This window comes from Arenimonas sp., assembly GCF_019459675.1.
GTDB lineage: Bacteria > Pseudomonadota > Gammaproteobacteria > Xanthomonadales > Xanthomonadaceae > Arenimonas.
On sequence record NZ_JAIBFH010000450.1, the window covers coordinates 1 to 15,965 of the forward strand.

Consider the following 15,965-nt stretch of genomic DNA (forward strand, 5'->3'; position numbering starts at 1 on the left):
CGGCGTGTTCGCCCACCCGCTGCTGTCGCGGCAGGCTTCGCACAAACCCGACCCCACCACGCTGGGCACGGCCGAGGCCAAGGCGCTGGATTGAGCCTCAGCCCGGACCGCGGCGCAGGCGCGGCGTGACCTCGATGGTGGTGTCGCCGTCGATCACCTGCAGCACGCCGTCCTGGACCAGCACCTGCAGGTCCATGCCGCGCTTGAGCAGGCCCGCCAGCGCCTTGCTGTCTTCCGCTGACACGTCGTACACGGTGAGGTTGCGGCAGCGCGACAGCGCGGCTTCGTTCTTTTCCCACCACAGGTCGGCGCCGCGGCCACCGTAGGTCAGCAGCACCACTTCGCCGGCGCGGCCGCAGGCCTTGCGCAGGCGCGACTCGTCCGGCTGGCCCAGTTCGATCCACTGTTCGATCAGTCCGGTGAGGTCCTTGCGCCACAGGTCGGGCTCGTCGTCGGTGCTCAGCCCACGGCCAAACTCCAGCCGCTCGTCGGCGAACATCGCGAACGCCAGCAGCCGCACCATGAGGCGCTCGTCGGTTTCGGACGGGTGCTGGGCCAGCACCAGTTCATGGCTGCCGTAGTGCTGGCGGTCCATGTCGCTGACCTGGAGCTGGGCCTTGTAGACGGTGGATTTGGGAGCCACGGACCGTGCCTTGCGGGAAGGGTGGGCCGGCAGACTGCGCGCCGCAGCCGGCGATGTCCAGCCCGACGCGCATTGCCAGCCGCCGGCCCGACATGGACACTACGCGCTAGCGGACTCAGGGGAGCAGGACATTGGACGTTTACGAGCGCATCAAGCGGCTGTTCGGCTGGGGCAGCAAGCCCGTGCCGAAGGCCGTTTCCAGGCCCACCGCACCGCCCCCCGCGGACGGCAGCCCCGCGCCCCCGTCGCCCGAGCCCGGCCCGTCGGGCCCGGAGCGGCGCGAAAAGCTCCGCCTCAACGCGCGCGCGGGCACCCGCATGCTGGTGATCGACGACTCGGCCACCATCGTCGCCCTGCTCTCGCGCATGCTGCGCCAGAACGGCTACGAGGTGCTGGAGGCCGAGGACGCCGAGAAAGGCCTGGAGATCGCCCGCACGCAGGCGCCCGAGCTGATCTTCCTGGACATCGTGCTTCCGGGCATGGACGGCTTTGCCGCACTGCGCCAGCTGCGGCGCGACCCGCTGACGCGCGACGTCCCGGTGATCATGATCAGCGGCAATGAACAGGCCACCGAACAGTTCTACGTGCACCGCATCGGCGCCGACGACTTCATGAAGAAACCGTTCGCCCGCGCCGAAGTGTTCGCGCGCGTCGAGCGACTGCTGGACGCCGAGCTGGTGCCGCGCCGCCTGGTGGCCGCGCCTCCCGCGGCCATCGACGCCGACGAGGGCGCCGAACCGGCCTGAGCCAGGGCGTCAGGCCACCACGCGCAGCGAGTCGAAGAACTCCGCCGCGGGCTTGGGGTGGCCAATGATCCACCCTTGGGCATGGTCGCAGCCCAGCTCCACCAACCGCTGCAGCGTCGGCCTGTCCTCCACGCCCTCGGCCACCACGCGCAGGCCGATGTGGTGCGCGAAGTCGATCATCGCCTTCACCAGCTGCATGGACCGCAGGTTGCCCAACATGCCGGTGATGAAGGAGCGGTCGATCTTGAGTTCGGTCGCCGGGAACTGCCGCAGGTAGGCGAACGACGCATTGCCCACGCCGAAGTCGTCGATCGAGATCAGCACGCCTTCGCCGTTCAGCCGACCCAGGATGTCGGCGCCCTTCTCGAAGTCGGCGATGATGGACGTCTCCGTGACTTCGATCACCACGGCTTCGGGCCGCACGCCCCAAAGGCGCAGCGCACCCACCAGGTGTTCGACCACGCCGCGCTCGGCGATGGCGGCGGCCGAAAGGTTGATCGACACCGGAATATCCAGACCGCGCCGTCCAGCCTCCGCCGCATGCTGCAGGCTGGCGTTGATGCTCCAGCGGGTGAACTCGGCGATCATGCCGCTTGATTCGGCCATGGCCACGAACACCGACGGGCTGATCGCACCACGCACCGGGTGCTGCCAGCGCGCCAGCGATTCGGCGCCGCAGATGCGGCCCGCCTTCAGGTCCCAGATCGGCTGAAGCTGCATTTCCAACTGGCCCGACGCAATGGCTTCGCGCAGCTCCGCCGGCTCGATGGCAGCCGACACCAGCGGTGCCGGGCTGATGGCCATGCGGTCGGCCGACGTGCGCGCATCCACCAGCGCCGCTTCGGCCTGGCGGCACAGCGCGTCGGGCGTGGCGCCGTGTTCCGGGCACACCGCCACGCCGATGGCCACCGACGCCAGCACCGGCTGGCCGTTGACGTCCAGGGTCTGTTCGAACTGGCGCAGCACGCGCGACGCCGCCAGCAGCGCGTGGTTGCCGTCGCGTATGCCCGCCAGCAGCACGATGAAGTCGCCCGGCCCCACCTGGGTCACCACGTCGCCCGGCCTCAGCGCCTCGGCTGCCAGCGCACGCACCTTCGCCACCAGTCGCTCGCCGCTTTCATAGCCGTGCTGGATGTTGAACTGGCGCAGGCCCTGCACCCCGAGCATCAGCACGCCCAGCGAGCGTTGCTCGGCCAGGCTGGCATCCACATGGGGCTGCATCAGGTCGAAAAGCTTGGTTCCACGCATCATGCGACGACGCGCCCTAGGCCAGGTACAGCTCGGCCGGGTCCAGGCCGTAGGTGCCGCGTTCGAGCGAATGGATGATGCGGGTCGGGGCACCACCGTCGACGCGCGGGCGCAGCGCCATCAGATCCACGTCGTGATACGGACGGTAGGGCCGCTTTTCGGCGTCCAGCAGCACCATCACGCGCGGCTGAAGCCGGCGCGCCTGGTTCTGGGCCATCACGATCGCGACTTCGCCACTGTTGAGCTCCACCAGGGATCCGGTCGGGTACACGCTCAGGCACTGCAGGAACTGCTCCACCACTTCGCCCTGGAACAGGCTGTCGGAGCCACGGTAAATCGCCTGCAGTGCGCCGTGCTGGGAATCGCCCCGGCAGGTGGGCTTGTCGCTGATCAGGTCGTCGTAGATGTCGATGATGCCGGCGATGCGGCCCGCCAGGGGAATCGCCGCGCCTGCCAGGCCCGCCGGGTAGCCGCTGCCGTCGTGGCGCTCGTGGTGGTGGGCAAGCATGTCCCGGGTCCAGGTGCCGTCGATGCCGGCTTTCTCCAGCACGTCCAGGCCCGCGGCGACGTGGTCGCGCATGCGCAGGTTGTCATCGGCAGAACGGTTTGCGGACGGGTCCACCAGCACGCGAGGCAGTACGGTCATGCCGATGTCGAGCAGGAACCCGCCCGTGGCCAACTCCACCAGCACGTCCTTGGGCAAGGCCAGGTGGCGGCCGAAGGCGGCCGCCAGGGCGCTGCAGTTGACCGCGTGCAGGTAGGCATAGTCGTCCCTGCGCATCATGCTGATCAGCCAGAACAACGAATCGGCGTTGCGCAGCAGGCTGTCCACCATGGGTTCGACCGCCGAGCGCACGCTTTCCGAGGAAACCCGCCGGCCGGCACGCACGTCTTCCTCAAGCGTGGCGGCAAGGTGGTGCAGGATGGCGTGGGCCTTGCGCGCCCGCGGCGTTTCTTCCTGCAGCGGCACGGTGTTGACGTAGTCGGCGACGCGGGGTGGGAACACCGGCGACGTCGATCGCTCCAGCGTCAACAGCGCTTCGGATGGCGCCACGCCCTTGACCACGTCGACGAAAACACTGGTGCAGAAATTACCCAGCATCTCGATGTCCTGGTCGGACTCGACGTGGAAGCCCTGGAAAGGGAAAGGCGTGCCGATCCAGTCGCGATCAAGGCGACTGACGAACATTCCCTTCTGCAGCAGACCCACCAGGATCCGCCTTTCCTCAAGCGCCATGCCTACCCCCTGTTACAACGCCTAAGTTAGCATGGGGACGCCCCCCGGAAGCCTTCACGGAGCGCCATGTCCAAGCCGCTTTTGGTTTTCGTCCACGGCTGGAGCGTCACCAGCACCAGCACCTACGGCGAACTGCCCGCGCGGCTGAGGGCGGAAGCCGCGCGCAGCGGCGGTCCCGGACTGGACGTGGCGCATGTCCACCTGGGCCAGTACGTCAGTTTCCGGGACGAAGTGCGGCTGGAGGACGTGGCGCGCGCCTTCGACCGTGCGATCGCCCAGGTGCTGGCGGGGGCCGGCGCCGGGCGCCGTTTCGCCTGCGTGACCCACAGCACCGGTGGCCCGGTGGTGCGCGAGTGGCTGGACCGCTTCCATGTCCAGCCCGGCACCCTGGATGCGTGCCCGATGAGCCACCTGGTGATGCTGGCGCCAGCCAATTTCGGATCGGCCCTGGCCCAGCTGGGCAAGGGGCGGCTGGGTGCGATGAAGGCCTGGTTCAACGGCGTCGAACCCGGGCAGGGCGTCCTGGACTGGCTGGAGCTGGCCAGCCCGGAATCGAACTCGCTCAACCTTCGCTGGATCAACGACTACCCCGCCCTGAAGCTCACCGCGCGCGCCAAGCCGATCTTTCCCTTCGTGTTGAGCGGCGACACCATCGATCGCAAGCTCTACGACCACGTCAATGCCTACACCGGCGAAACCGGCGGCGACGGCGTGGTGCGGCTGGCGGCGGCCAACCTCAATGCCCGCCACGTGGTGCTGGCGCAGCCGTCGCAGGTGGCCGGTGAGCCGCTGCCGTCGGCGCGCAAGCGGCTGCGCAACCTGGTGAAAGTGTCCGATGCGCGCTCGGCGCCCACCGCCTTCAAGATCGTCCCGGGCGCTTCGCACAGCGGCACCGACCTGGGCATCATGGGCAGCGTGCGCGACGACGGCCGTCCGCACGCCACGGTGGACGCGATCCTGCGCTGCCTGCGGGTCGCCGACACCGCCAGTTACGAGGCCCTCCGCCAGGCCTTCGACGCCGAGAACGCGCAGCACCAGCAAACCAGCCGCCGAGTGGAGGTGGAGAAGATCCCGGTGCTTCCCGACCGCGTCTACATCCACGACCCGCATGCGATGGTGGTGTTCCGGCTGCTCGATGAGTCCGGCACGCGCGTGCCCGAAATGAACCTGCTGCTCACCGCAGGCCCCAACGCCGACCCGAACCAGCTGCCGGAAGGCTTCCTGACCGACCGCCAGGGCAACCGGCGCGCGCCGGGCAACCTGTGCTTCTTCCTCAACCATGCCGCGCTCACCGGCGGTCCTGCGATCGTGGACGCGCAGGGACGGCAGCGGCGGGCCGAGCGCATCCCGCGCCCACCTTACGGCCTGCGCCTGATGCCGCGACAGGAAGGCAAATGGGTTGAGCACTGGGCCGCCGAAATGCTGGCGGCCACCGAAGGCCTGCTTGACCTGGTGGCGCCCAACCAGACCACGGTGATCGACCTTCGGCTGACCCGCATCGTGCGCGAGGGTGTCTTCCGCTTCACCTCGCAGCTGGCGCCGCGCAGCTTCCGCAAGGACGAGCCCGGACCTGCCATCTGAACCGCTGCAGCCTGCCCAACGACCCGCGAGGAGATGACCCATGACCAGTCGCCGCACCTTCCTTTCAGCCGCCGCCATCGGCACCGCCGCCGCGGTGCTGGCGCCCCTGCCGCTGTTTGCCGCCGCGCCGGGCCCCGGATTGGCCACGCGCATCATTCCCTCCTCAGGCGCCAGCGTGCCGGTGATCGGCATGGGTACGTCGGGCAGCTTTGAGGTGGATCTGCCCGGCCGCACGCCGCTCAAGGACGTACTGCGACGTTTCGTCGCCGGCGGCGCCAGCGTCATCGACACCTCGCCCAACTACAGCAACGCCGAAGACGTGCTGGGCGACCTGATGGCCGAGCTCAAGCTGCGCGATCAGATCTTCCTGGCCACCAAGCTGGCCGCCGACAGTCGTGCCGCCGGGGAGGAGCAGTTCGCCCGGTCGCTCAAGCGCCTTCGCACCGACAAGGTCGAGCTTCTGGCCGTGCACAACCTGCGCGACTGGCCCAACCAGCTGGCGCTGGCGCGCGAACTCAAGGCGCAGGGCAAGACCCGTTACGTCGGCCTAACCCACTTCCGCGACGATGCACACAAGAAGCTGGCCGACATCATGGCGGCGGAAAAACCCGACTTCATCCAGGTCAACTATTCGGTCAGCGCCACCAACGCCGACCGCGCGCTGCTGCCGCTGGCGCGCGACCTGGGCGTGGCCGTGATGGTGAACCGGGCCTTCGATGACGGCGCCCTGTTCGCGCGCGTCGCCGGCAAGGCGCTGCCGGGCTGGGCGGCCGAGATGGGCGTGGGCTCCTGGGCGCAGATGTTCCTGAAGTTCGTCATCAGCCATCCGGCCGTCACCGTGGTGATCCCCGCCACCGGCAAGCCCGAGCGCCAGAGCGACCAGCTCAAGGCCGGCCTGGGCACCGACCTGACGCCAGCGCAGCGCGCTGAAATCGCCGCGATGTTCGCCTGAGGTGGCGGCGACCCTTCCGCCGCCAGGCCGGCTGTCGCGCCTGCTCGGGGTCGAGCCGCAGGAGGCGCCCGCCGTCGCGGCGGGCATGGCGATGTTCTTCCTGCTGTTCGCCGGCTACTTCATGCTGCGGCCAGTGCGCGAAACCATGGGCATCGCCGGCGGCGTCAACAACCTGCAGTGGCTGTTCACCGGCACGTTCGTCGCCACGCTGGCGGCCATCCCGCTGTTCGGCGCCATCGCGGCCAAGGCTTCCCGCCGTCGCATCCTGCCCTGGACCTACGGCTTCTTCGCGCTGAACCTGCTGGGCTTTGCGGCGTCGTTCAGCGCGAAGCCCGACGACCCCTGGGTGGCGCGCGCTTTCTACGTCTGGCTGTCGGTGTTCAGCCTGCTGGCGGTGTCGGTGGCCTGGAGCGTGCTGGCCGACCTGTTCACCGCCATCCAAGCCAAGCGGCTGTTCGGCCTGATGGCGGCGGGCCTGAGCGCGGGCGGTCTGGCCGGGCCGCTGCTGGGCATCGCCCTGGTGGAAGCCATCGGGCATGCCGGGCTGATGCTGCTGGCCACCTTCTTCCTGCTGGGGTCGGCGGCGGCCGCGCAGTACCTGCAGCGCTGGCGCGACCGCCAGCCGCCCGTGCCGGATGACGAGCCTGCGCGCCGCTCCCCGCTCGGCGGCAATCCCTTCGCCGGCATCGGCACGGTGCTGCGCTCGCCCTACCTGCTGGGCATTGCCGCGTTCGTGGTGCTGCTGGCCAGCGTCACCACCTTCCTGTACTTCGAGCAGGCGCGGCTGGTGGAGCTGCACTACCCCGAGCGCAGCGACCAGACGCGCGTGTTCGCGACGCTGGATTTCATCGTGCAGGCGCTGGCGATCCTGACGCAGCTGTTCTTCACCGGGCGCATCGTGCGGCGGCTGGGCCTGGCGGTGCTGCTGGCCACGGTGCCGCTGGTGATGGCGCTGGGTTTCCTTTGGCTGGCGCTGGCGCCCACCTTCGCGGTGTTCGCACTGGTGATGGTTACGCGCCGCGCGGGTGAGTACGCGCTGGCGCGGCCAGGCCGCGAGATGCTGTTCACCGTGGTCGCGCCCGAAGCCAAGTACAAGGCCAAGAACGTCATGGACACCGCCGTTTATCGCGGCGCCGATGCGGTGAGCGGCTGGGTCAAGGCCGGCATCGACGCCATCGCGTCCAACCCGGCGGTGGTCTACGTGGTGGGCGCGGGGCTGGCGCTGCTTTGGGCGTGGACGGGCATTTCGCTGGCCCGCCGGCAAAACAAAATGGCCGCCTCGAGGGCGGCCACTCCGGCTTCGGACCCGCCCCCCGCCTGAACGCGGGAGGCAGGAAACGTCAGGCGCTGGCGCGCCGGCGCTTCGGGAAGCCCACCATGCGATTGAGCTCTTCGTCCCACAGCTTGAGCCGCGCGGACTTGAAGCTGGTCCAGATGGTCAGCCGCGGGCCGGCCTGCAGCGCCGGATGCGACAGGAAGGCTTCACGCAGGCGGTAATTGGGAATGCGGCTGGCCAGGTGGTGGATGTGGTGGTAACCGATGTTGCCGGTGAACCAGTGCAGCACGCGCGGCAGGTCGAAGAACGAGCTGCCGTTGATGGCCGCCTCGTTCGAATCCCAGTCCTTGCCGCGGGTCCAGTAGGCGTTTTCGAACGTGTGCTGCACGTAGAACAGCCACACGCCCAGCGCGCCTGCGATCAGCACGATCGGCAGGTGAACCATCAGCACCGTCTTCCAGCCGATGGCCCAGGCCATCAGGCCACCCACCACCAGCAGCATCAGGTTGTTGACCAGCACGCTGGCCCACTCCTTCTTCCACGAGAACGGCAGGTCGAACGGGAAGCGGTGCTTGATGACGAACTGGTAGGCCGGGCCGATGCCCAGCAGCACCGGCGTGCTGCGATAGAAGCGGTAGCAGAAGCGCCTGAAGGGCGACAGCGCGTTGTACTCGGCTACGGTCAGGGTTTCGATGTCGCCCATCTCGCGGCGGTCAAGGTTGCCCGACGTGCCGTGGTGCACAGCGTGGGTTTTCTTCCAGTAGCCGTAAGGGAAAAGCGTGACCAGGCCCAGCACGCCGCCAACGATGTTGTTGGCCTTGGCGCTGGCGAAGTAGCTGCCGTGGCCGCAGTCGTGCTGGATGATGAAGGTGCGCACGTACAGGCCGGCCGCGGGCAGCGCCAGCAGCAGGGTCCACAGGTAGTTCCACTGCGCGTGGATGCTCCAGGCCATCAGGGCCCAGATGGCCGCGAACAGCGGCAGCGTGTTGATCAGCTGCCAGACGGCCTTGCCAAGGTGCGGGTGCGCGAAGCGCGCGCACAGCTGGCGAAGGTTGATGGAAGGGGACGCGGATGGTTCGACGGTGCTCAAGTGGACGCTCCTGGTTGATGCCCCATTGTCCGGTGTCGGCGGGGTTCCCGGCAAATTCAAGCGCTTGCTTGCAAATCAGCACCGGAGACCGCGGTGTTAGCGGAAAAGCACCAGGTAAGCCTTGCTGGGCATTTCTTGTACTGATTCGCTACATGAACGGCCGACAACCCCCGGTAAACTAGCGCCCGAAGGCGGCCTGTTAGTGAGTTTAAGCAGGGCAAGGCCGCCAACCAGGCCGTGCGCGACAACCCGCGCTTGCGCAAGCCCCCGGCCGGATGGTCCATTCACTGCACGCCCCGGAAACGCAGTCCTCGTCGGCTGTTCCGGGCGCCACTTACGGTCAATCGCCCCCTGGCGTTGACGACCTTGGGCAGGGCAATCGACTGTTTTCGGGACAGGCGGCCCTGCCATTTTTTTGCCCGCTTCCCGGGCGCGGCCATCCGCACCACAATGGCGACCCACCCTGCCCCGCGCCGACGCCATGCCCACGATCCGTTTCGAACTAGACCGCGAGTACGTCGAGCTCAACCAACTCCTGAAACTGGTGGGCCTGTGCGACAGCGGCGGCATGGGCAAGGCCATCGTCGCCACGGGTGAGGTCATCGTGGACGGCGAAACCGAACTGCGCAAAACGGCCAAGATCCGGGTTGGCCAAGTGGTGCGCCTGGATGACGTGGAAATCCAGGTGGTGGCCGCCGGCTGAGTCCGGGGGCCCGCCCTTGCCTTCGGGCGACGCCATTACTTCTTCTTGCGCACCGCGACGTAGATCGCCAGCAGCACGATGGCGAACACCACCGAAGCGATGAAGCCCGCGGGCTCGCCTTCCTGGTACCAGCCCAGTCCCTGGCCAGCGTATTTGGCCAGCAGTGAACCGCCCACGCCCAGCAGCATCGTCCACAGCAGGCTGAGCTTGTCGTCGCCGGGCTTGATCGCGCGCGCCACCAGGCCGATGACGAAGCCGATCAGGATGGTCCAGAGGATGCTGAGCATGGCGCGTGGCTCCCGGTGCGTGGATGGTGCCCAAAGCCTAACACTGGGCACGCAGGGGGACCCGCGCGCCTGCGGCGGCACCCGGGGCGACAGGCGCTCAGGCGCCCATGTGGAAGAAGTTGAGCTTGTTGCCGTCGATGTCGCGCCAGTAGCCGGCGTAGAAGCCCTTGAAGCGTTCGCCCGGCGCACCTTCGTCGGTGGCGCCCAGCGACAGGGCGCGCGCATGCATCTCGTCCACGGCTTCGCGGCTGCCCGCCGACAGCGACACCATGGTGCCGTTGCCCACCGTGGCGGGCTGTCCGTTGTGCGGGCGGATCACGCCAAGCATCGGCTGGCCCGGCAGGCCCCAGAGGATGACGTGCGGCATTTCCATCAGGCGCTTGGCGCCCAGCTCGCCGAGCAGCGCGTCGTAAAAGGCCGCGATGCGCGGGAGGTCATTCGTGCCAAGCGTGACGTAACCGATCATGTCATTTCTCCGTGGGATTCATTCAGGGCATGGGCCGCTTGAGGCCCTGCTCACGCGCGCAGGCCTTGGCGATCTCGTAACCGGCGTCGGCGTGGCGCATCACGCCGGTGCCGGGGTCGTTCCACAATACGCGCGCCAGGCGCCTGTCGGCGGCCTCGCTGCCGTCGGCCACGATCACCACGCCGCTGTGCTGGCTGTAGCCCATGCCGACGCCGCCGCCGTGGTGCAGGCTGACCCAGGTGGCGCCGCCCGCCACGTTGAGCATGGCGTTGAGCAGCGGCCAGTCCGACACCGCGTCGCTGCCGTCGAGCATCGCTTCGGTTTCGCGGTTCGGGCTGGCGACGGAGCCGGAATCAAGATGGTCGCGGCCGATCACGATCGGCGCGCTCACTTCACCGCTGCGCACCATTTCATTGAACGCCAGCGCCAGGCGGTGGCGGTCGCCCAGGCCGACCCAGCAGATGCGCGCCGGCAGGCCCTGGAACTCGATGCGCTCGCGCGCCATGTCCAGCCAGCGGTGCAGGTGCGGGTTGTCGGGAATGAGCTCCTTCACCTTGGCGTCGGTCTTGTAGATGTCTTCCGGGTCGCCGCTCAGCGCCACCCAGCGGAACGGGCCGATGCCGCGGCAGAACAGCGGCCGCACGTAGGCCGGCACGAAGCCCGGGAAGTCGAACGCGTCCTTGCAGCCCACGTCGAAGGCCATCTGCCGGATGTTGTTGCCGTAGTCGAAGGTTGGCACACCCATGTCTTCGAAGTTCAGCATCGCCTCCACGTGGGTGCGCATGGAATGCTTGGCGGCATTGACCACGCGTTCCGGGTCGTTCTTCTGCGCGCTGAACCACTCCTCCAGCGTCCAGCCGGCCGGCAGGTAGCCGTGCAGCGGGTCGTGGGCGCTGGTCTGGTCGGTGACGGCGTCGGGGCGCACGTCGCGGCGCACCAGCTCGGGCAGGATTTCAGCGGCATTGCCCAGCAGCGCGATGGACTTGGCTTCGCCGGCCGCGCAGTACTTGGCGATGCGTGCCAGCGCGTCGTCGAGGTCGGCCGCCTGTTCGTCCACGTAGCGCGTGCGCAGGCGCATGTCGATGCGGCTCTGCTGGCATTCGATGTTGAGCGAACAGGCGCCCGCCAGCGACGCCGCCAGCGGCTGCGCGCCGCCCATGCCGCCCAGGCCTGCGGTAAGGATCCATCGGCCGGACAGGCTGCCGCCGTAATGCTGGCGGCCCATCTCGACGAAGGTTTCGTAGGTGCCCTGCACGATGCCCTGGCTGCCGATGTAGATCCAGCTGCCTGCGGTCATCTGGCCGTACATCATCAGGCCCTTGCGATCGAGCTCGTGGAAGTGTTCCCACGTGGCCCAGTGCGGCACCAGGTTGGAGTTGGCGATCAGCACGCGCGGCGCGTCGGCGTGGCTGGGGAAGATGCCGACCGGCTTGCCGCTCTGCACCAGCAGCGTCTCGTCGTCGCCCAGTTCGCGCAGGGACTTCAGGATGGCGTCGTAGCAGTCCCAGTCGCGCGCGGCGCGGCCGATGCCGCCGTACACCACCAGGTCGGCCGGGTTCTCGGCCACGTCGGGGTCGAGGTTGTTCTGCAGCATGCGGTAGGCCGCTTCGGTCAGCCAGCTGCGGCAGCTGAGCTGCTTGCCGCGCGGCGCACGGACGGTGCGGGACGGATCGTGGCGGCTGGCGGACATGGGGCGCCTCCTGGCTGGGACGCCCGATTATAGGTTTTCGGCGCCGCCCGAAACGACACCGCCGCCCGGAGGCGGCGGTGGCCGGATGGCAGCGACCCCTCAGCCGCCGCGGCGGACCGTGGCGCGCGGGCTGAGCTTTCGGAGGGCGTCCGCGGTGTCGACGGCGCCCGTACGGTCGATGTCCTCACGGCTGTAGGACTCGCCCGGGGCGCCGGTGCAGCCGTTCTTGTCGCGTTTGTCGATGCGGGTGCCGGTCGCGCGAACGCAGCCGGTGTCGCGCGCCTGCGTGGCTGTTGCGTCGGGAGTGATCACGGTGGTTTCGGCCGCGGCGGGCGCGGCCTCGGTAGCTGCGGCGTCCGCCTGGGCGTGGGCGTGGGCGGCGAACAGGCCCAGGGCAAGGGCGATGGCGATCTTCTTCACGGCGGACTCCAGGGGGCGGGCGTGGTGTGAGTCTAGCGCCGTCCCCGGCCGCGAAAGTTGACGGCAGGTGACTGGACTTCGTTCAGGCTGCCGGCGGCCGCTATTCAGTGCTGCGCCGATAGGCCGATCTGCGCACCAGCCACTCCGACGCCAACAGCGCGCCAACGGCCAGCAGCACCGAAATGATCGCCAGCCGGCCGATGCCACCCTCGCTGCCGGGCACCTGCAGCAGGCTGTACATCGCCAGGGAGAGCGTCTGGCTTTCGCCCGGGATGTTGGAAACGAAGGTGATGGTGGCGCCGAACTCCCCCAGGGCCTTGGCGAAGGCCAGGGCCATGCCGGCCGCGACCCCGGGCAGGCTCAGGGGCAGCAGCACCTGCCAGAACTTCGCCCAGGGCCGCGCGCCCAGGCTGGCGGCCATCTCGTCTATCTCCACCGGGATGGCTTCGATGGACAGGCGGATGGCGCGCACGAAAAGCGGGAAGGCCATCACCGCGGCCGCGATCACCGCGCCGGTCCAGCGGAACGCGAAGCTGATGCCAAACCACTGCTCCAGCGGCTGGCCCACCAGCCCCTGGCGGCCCAGCACCAGCAGCAGCACGTAGCCGGTGAGCACCGGCGGCAGCAGCAGCGGCAGGTGCACCAGCACGTCGAACAACACCTTGCCGCGGAACTGCCAGCGCGCCAGCACGTAGGCCGCGGCGACGGCGAACGGCAGCGCGCACAGCACCGCCAGCGCCGCGATGCGCAGGCTCAGGGTGATGATGGCCAGCTCGTCGGCGTTGAACACGATCAGGGCGTCGTGAAGCCGTAACGGCCGAAGATGGCGCGCGCCTGATCGCTGCGCAGGAACGCCAGGAAGCCTTCGCTGCGACCGGCAGGGGCCGCCCGAAGCCCCGCGGCCGGATAGACGATGGCGGGATGGTCGGCGGCATCGAACGTGGCCACCACGCGCACCTTGGGCTCGGCCCGGGCGTCGGTGGCGTAGACGATGCCCAGCGGCGCTTCGCCGCGGGCCACGAAGGCCAGGGCCGCGCGCACGCTCTCGCCCTGCGCCAGGCGCGATTGCAATCGATCCCAACCGCCGGTGGCCTGCAGCACGGCGCGAGCGTAGCGGCCGGCGGGCACGGACGTGGTCTGCGCGACGGCCAGGCGACCGTGGTCGCCCAGCGCCGCCAGCAGCTGCGCGGTTGCACGTGGCGACAGCGGGCCCTGCGCGGACCCCGACGGCGCCACCAGCACCAGGCGATTGCCCACCAGGTCGAAACGCGTGGAGGCGGCGAGCAGTTCGCGCTGTTCCAGGTAATCCATCCAATCGCCGTCGGCCGATATGAACACGTCCGCCGGAGCGCCCTGCTCGATCTGCCTGGCCAGCGCGGAGCTGGCCGCATACGACACCACCACGGGCTGGCCGCTGCGCAGCCGCCACGCCTGGACCACGTCGTCCAGGCTTTCCTGCAGGCTGGCCGCCGCGAACACGGTGATGCGGGACGGAGCGGCGGCGCTGGCACCGCACGAAAGCGCCAGTACGGCCAACACGATCACCAGCTTGCGCACCCACCTCGGCATCGGCAGCTCTCAGAATACGGGGATGGGTTTGGCGGCAGCCAACGTCGGGTTGGGCTGCGCACACTGTACCGTTCCCCGCCCGCGCCCGACCACACCGCGCCTTCACATGCCGCGGAACCGGTGCAGGAAGGCGGCGCTCACCGGCAGCTGCTCGGCATGGCCACGCAGGCTGAGGCTGGACTTGCCAAGATCGTCCTTGCGAAGGCGATCGATGGCGGCAACGCGCACCACTACCCCGCGATGCACCTGCCAGAAGGTGTCCGGGTCCAGCCCCGCCAACAGGTCCTTCACCGGCGTGCGGATGATGGCGTCGCCGGCGGCCGTGGCCACGCGCACATACTTGTCCTGGGCCTGGAAGAAAAGCACCTCGTCGATGCCGATCATGCGCACGGCGTCACCAACGCTGGCGGTGATCCAGCGGATCTGGCGCTCGCCCTGCGGCCGCAGGCGCTCCTCGAGCAGCTTGATCGCAGAAGCATCACTGGACAGCGGTGACGCGAGCCGCTGCTGCAGCCGATCGACCGCCTGCGCCAGCCGCGCGGGCGCCACGGGCTTGAGCAGGTAGTCGATGGCGCCGGCATCGAAGGCGCGGATGGCGTAGTCGTCGTAGGCCGTGGTGAACACCACCAGCCCCCCTGCTTCCACCACCGCACGCGCGACGTCCAGGCCGCTGACGCCGGGCATGCGGATGTCCAGGAAGGCCACGGCGGGCCGCAGCTGGACCGCGGCGTCCATTGCGCCGGGGCCGTCCTCGCATTGCGCCACCACCTCCAGCCCCGGCCACGCCTGGGCCAGCAGGGCCAGCAGGGCCCGGCGCTGCGGCGCTTCGTCTTCGGCGACCAAAGCGGTGGCGTGGATCATGCGCCGCGCTCCAACGCAAGGGTGATCTCGGCCACCGCGCCGCGCCCGGCCAGGTTGCGCAGCGTGAGCGTGGCCTGGTCGCCGAACCGCTGCGCCAGCTGTTCGCGCACGTTGGCCAGACCCATGCCGCTGCCCAGGCCCGGCTGCAGGCCGGCGCCATCGTCCACCACGCTCACCACCAGCCGATCACCCCGGACCGCGGCACGCACTTCGACCCGGCCGGCGCCGGGCCGGGGCTCGATGCCGTGCTTGATGGCATTTTCCACCAGCGTTATCAGCAGCAGCGGCGGGAACTCCAGCTCGCGCAGATCCGGCGCTATCTCTACCGCATGGCTCAGCCGACCTCCCGTGCGCAGGCGCATCAGCTCCAGATAGCTGGCGCAGATTTCGAACTGTTGGCCCAGGGTCGAGTGCAGCAGCGCTTCCCCGTCGCGCAGTTTGGGAATCGTGGCGCGCAGGTGGTCCACCAGCGCGTCCAGGGTGGCTTCGGCCTGGCGGGGGTCCTGGCTGACCAGTGCGCGCACCGAGGCCAGGGTGTTGAACAGGAAGTGTGGCTCCACCTGGGCCTGCAGCAGGCCCAGCCGCAGGTCGGACTGCTGCTTCTGGGCACGCAGGGCCCGGAGCTCTTTCTGCCTGCTGTTCTCGTTCCAGCGCCGTTCTTCGCTGAAGTAGGCGCGCAGGGACAGTCCGCCGCCGAAGAGGCCATACACCAGCGCAAGCACGGCGGCGTTGATCGCAATCGCCAGCGGCCATACCGCCGGATCGACGTCTGGCTTCTTGCTGGTGGCCACGCCCTGCTCCACCAGCGCCGATTCAACGCGCTGCTCCACGGCATTGGACGCCCACATGTCGGCGAACAGGCTGGCCACCATGCCCATCAACACCGCGAGCACGACGCCCAGCCGCTCGCGCCTGAGGGGCCAGCGCCGGTGCCGCACGAGAGTGGCCAGGGCTGGCCCGGTGGTGGCCATCAGCAGGAACGCCAGGAACAGATGCCCACCCGACAAGAAACCCAGGCTGGCGTCGCGCGGGGGGGGGCCCCCCCCCCACCCCCCCACCCCCCCCCCCCCCCCCAAAACCCCCCCCCCCCGCCCTCCCCGCTGCGGCCCCCCCCCCCCCCCCCCCGGGGGGGGGGGGGCCCCCGCCGAGGCGACTGACAGCGCGCAGAACCTTTTTGAGTTTCGGCTTCGGCGAAT

At 69.2% G+C, this 15,965-nt stretch carries 17 protein-coding genes; 5 read left to right on the top strand and 12 right to left on the bottom strand.

Annotated features, from left to right (window positions below; genetic code table 11):
* Positions 1 to 97: 97 nt before the first annotated feature.
* Positions 98 to 643, bottom strand: coding sequence for a YaeQ family protein (locus K0M70_RS14850; protein WP_290783256.1), 546 nt, complete (start codon positions 641 to 643; stop codon positions 98 to 100).
* A gap of 131 nt (positions 644 to 774) precedes the next feature.
* Between K0M70_RS14850 and K0M70_RS14855 the strand changes: the two genes are divergently transcribed.
* On the top strand, positions 775 to 1,389 hold the full coding sequence (locus K0M70_RS14855) for a response regulator (protein WP_290783258.1): 615 nt from the start codon (positions 775 to 777) through the stop codon (positions 1,387 to 1,389).
* Positions 1,390 to 1,398: 9 nt separating this feature from the next.
* Here K0M70_RS14855 and K0M70_RS14860 read toward each other — a convergent pair whose 3' ends face one another.
* Complete coding sequence (locus tag K0M70_RS14860; RefSeq protein WP_290783261.1) at positions 1,399 to 2,640, bottom strand: bifunctional diguanylate cyclase/phosphodiesterase; 1,242 nt, start codon at positions 2,638 to 2,640, stop codon at positions 1,399 to 1,401.
* Between the two features lie 13 nt (positions 2,641 to 2,653).
* A complete protein-coding gene (locus tag K0M70_RS14865) occupies positions 2,654 to 3,874 on the bottom strand; it encodes an HD-GYP domain-containing protein (RefSeq protein WP_290783262.1) in 1,221 nt (406 codons plus the stop codon).
* Between the two features lie 66 nt (positions 3,875 to 3,940).
* Between K0M70_RS14865 and K0M70_RS14870 the strand changes: the two genes are divergently transcribed.
* Genes K0M70_RS14870 through K0M70_RS14880 form a run of 3 tightly spaced genes read left to right on the top strand, consistent with a single transcriptional unit; the run spans position 3,941 to position 7,728 of the window.
* The gene (locus K0M70_RS14870; protein WP_290783265.1) at positions 3,941 to 5,455 is read left to right on the top strand and encodes a phospholipase; all 1,515 of its coding nucleotides are present in this window, start codon (positions 3,941 to 3,943) and stop codon (positions 5,453 to 5,455) included.
* Positions 5,456 to 5,495: 40 nt separating this feature from the next.
* Positions 5,496 to 6,407, top strand: coding sequence for an aldo/keto reductase (locus tag K0M70_RS14875; RefSeq protein WP_290783266.1), 912 nt, complete (start codon positions 5,496 to 5,498; stop codon positions 6,405 to 6,407).
* A 1-nt stretch (position 6,408) separates the two neighbouring features.
* Positions 6,409 to 7,728 carry an MFS transporter gene (locus K0M70_RS14880; protein WP_290783268.1) on the top strand — a complete coding sequence of 440 codons (1,320 nt, stop codon included), beginning with the start codon at positions 6,409 to 6,411 and terminating at the stop codon, positions 7,726 to 7,728.
* Between the two features lie 19 nt (positions 7,729 to 7,747).
* Here the strand turns inward: K0M70_RS14880 and K0M70_RS14885 are convergent, their stop codons facing one another.
* Positions 7,748 to 8,773, bottom strand: a complete 1,026-nt coding sequence (locus K0M70_RS14885; RefSeq protein WP_290783270.1) for a fatty acid desaturase — start codon at positions 8,771 to 8,773, stop codon at positions 7,748 to 7,750.
* Positions 8,774 to 9,254: 481 nt separating this feature from the next.
* On the opposite strand from K0M70_RS14885, the gene K0M70_RS14890 reads away from it, so the two are divergent.
* Positions 9,255 to 9,476 (top strand): RNA-binding S4 domain-containing protein, encoded by a 222-nt coding sequence (locus tag K0M70_RS14890; protein WP_290783272.1) that lies wholly within the window; start codon positions 9,255 to 9,257, stop codon positions 9,474 to 9,476.
* 35 nt (positions 9,477 to 9,511) lie between these two features.
* Here the strand turns inward: K0M70_RS14890 and K0M70_RS14895 are convergent, their stop codons facing one another.
* From K0M70_RS14895 to K0M70_RS14930, 8 genes are all read right to left on the bottom strand, one after another.
* Complete coding sequence (locus K0M70_RS14895) at positions 9,512 to 9,763, bottom strand: GlsB/YeaQ/YmgE family stress response membrane protein (protein WP_290783273.1); 252 nt, start codon at positions 9,761 to 9,763, stop codon at positions 9,512 to 9,514.
* Positions 9,764 to 9,860: 97 nt separating this feature from the next.
* Entirely contained in the window at positions 9,861 to 10,229 is a 369-nt protein-coding gene (locus K0M70_RS14900; RefSeq protein ID WP_290783275.1) for a VOC family protein, read from the bottom strand.
* 22 nt (positions 10,230 to 10,251) lie between these two features.
* Entirely contained in the window at positions 10,252 to 11,919 is a 1,668-nt protein-coding gene (hutU, locus tag K0M70_RS14905) for a urocanate hydratase (protein ID WP_290783277.1), read from the bottom strand.
* Between the two features lie 99 nt (positions 11,920 to 12,018).
* Positions 12,019 to 12,339: a hypothetical protein gene (locus tag K0M70_RS14910; RefSeq protein WP_290783278.1), complete on the bottom strand. Its 321-nt coding sequence runs from the start codon at positions 12,337 to 12,339 to the stop codon at positions 12,019 to 12,021.
* A gap of 100 nt (positions 12,340 to 12,439) precedes the next feature.
* A complete protein-coding gene (modB, locus tag K0M70_RS14915; RefSeq protein WP_290783279.1) occupies positions 12,440 to 13,129 on the bottom strand; it encodes a molybdate ABC transporter permease subunit in 690 nt (229 codons plus the stop codon).
* A 2-nt stretch (positions 13,130 to 13,131) separates the two neighbouring features.
* Positions 13,132 to 13,908 (bottom strand): molybdate ABC transporter substrate-binding protein, encoded by a 777-nt coding sequence (gene modA, locus K0M70_RS14920; protein ID WP_290783281.1) that lies wholly within the window; start codon positions 13,906 to 13,908, stop codon positions 13,132 to 13,134.
* A 102-nt stretch (positions 13,909 to 14,010) separates the two neighbouring features.
* On the bottom strand, positions 14,011 to 14,769 hold the full coding sequence (locus tag K0M70_RS14925) for a LytTR family DNA-binding domain-containing protein (protein ID WP_290783283.1): 759 nt from the start codon (positions 14,767 to 14,769) through the stop codon (positions 14,011 to 14,013).
* A partial coding sequence (locus K0M70_RS14930) for a histidine kinase (protein WP_343211223.1) occupies positions 14,766 to 15,965 on the bottom strand: 1,200 nt, incomplete at its 5' end. The genes K0M70_RS14925 and K0M70_RS14930, both read right to left, overlap by 4 nt.

Bases quoted from the DNA above. Each gene is read 5' to 3' on its own strand.
- K0M70_RS14865 (WP_290783262.1), bottom strand. From the start codon at position 3,874: ATGGCGCTTGAGGAAAGGCGGATCCTGGTGGGTCTGCTGCAGAAGGGA.
- modA (WP_290783281.1), bottom strand. From the start codon at position 13,908: ATGCCGAGGTGGGTGCGCAAGCTGGTGATCGTGTTGGCCGTACTGGCG.
- K0M70_RS14870 (WP_290783265.1), top strand. From the start codon at position 3,941: ATGTCCAAGCCGCTTTTGGTTTTCGTCCACGGCTGGAGCGTCACCAGC.
- K0M70_RS14925 (WP_290783283.1), bottom strand. From the start codon at position 14,769: ATGATCCACGCCACCGCTTTGGTCGCCGAAGACGAAGCGCCGCAGCGC.
- hutU (WP_290783277.1), bottom strand. From the start codon at position 11,919: ATGTCCGCCAGCCGCCACGATCCGTCCCGCACCGTCCGTGCGCCGCGC.
- K0M70_RS14875 (WP_290783266.1), top strand. From the start codon at position 5,496: ATGACCAGTCGCCGCACCTTCCTTTCAGCCGCCGCCATCGGCACCGCC.
- K0M70_RS14900 (WP_290783275.1), bottom strand. From the start codon at position 10,229: ATGATCGGTTACGTCACGCTTGGCACGAATGACCTCCCGCGCATCGCG.
- K0M70_RS14890 (WP_290783272.1), top strand. From the start codon at position 9,255: ATGCCCACGATCCGTTTCGAACTAGACCGCGAGTACGTCGAGCTCAAC.
- K0M70_RS14860 (WP_290783261.1), bottom strand. From the start codon at position 2,640: ATGATGCGTGGAACCAAGCTTTTCGACCTGATGCAGCCCCATGTGGAT.
- K0M70_RS14895 (WP_290783273.1), bottom strand. From the start codon at position 9,763: ATGCTCAGCATCCTCTGGACCATCCTGATCGGCTTCGTCATCGGCCTG.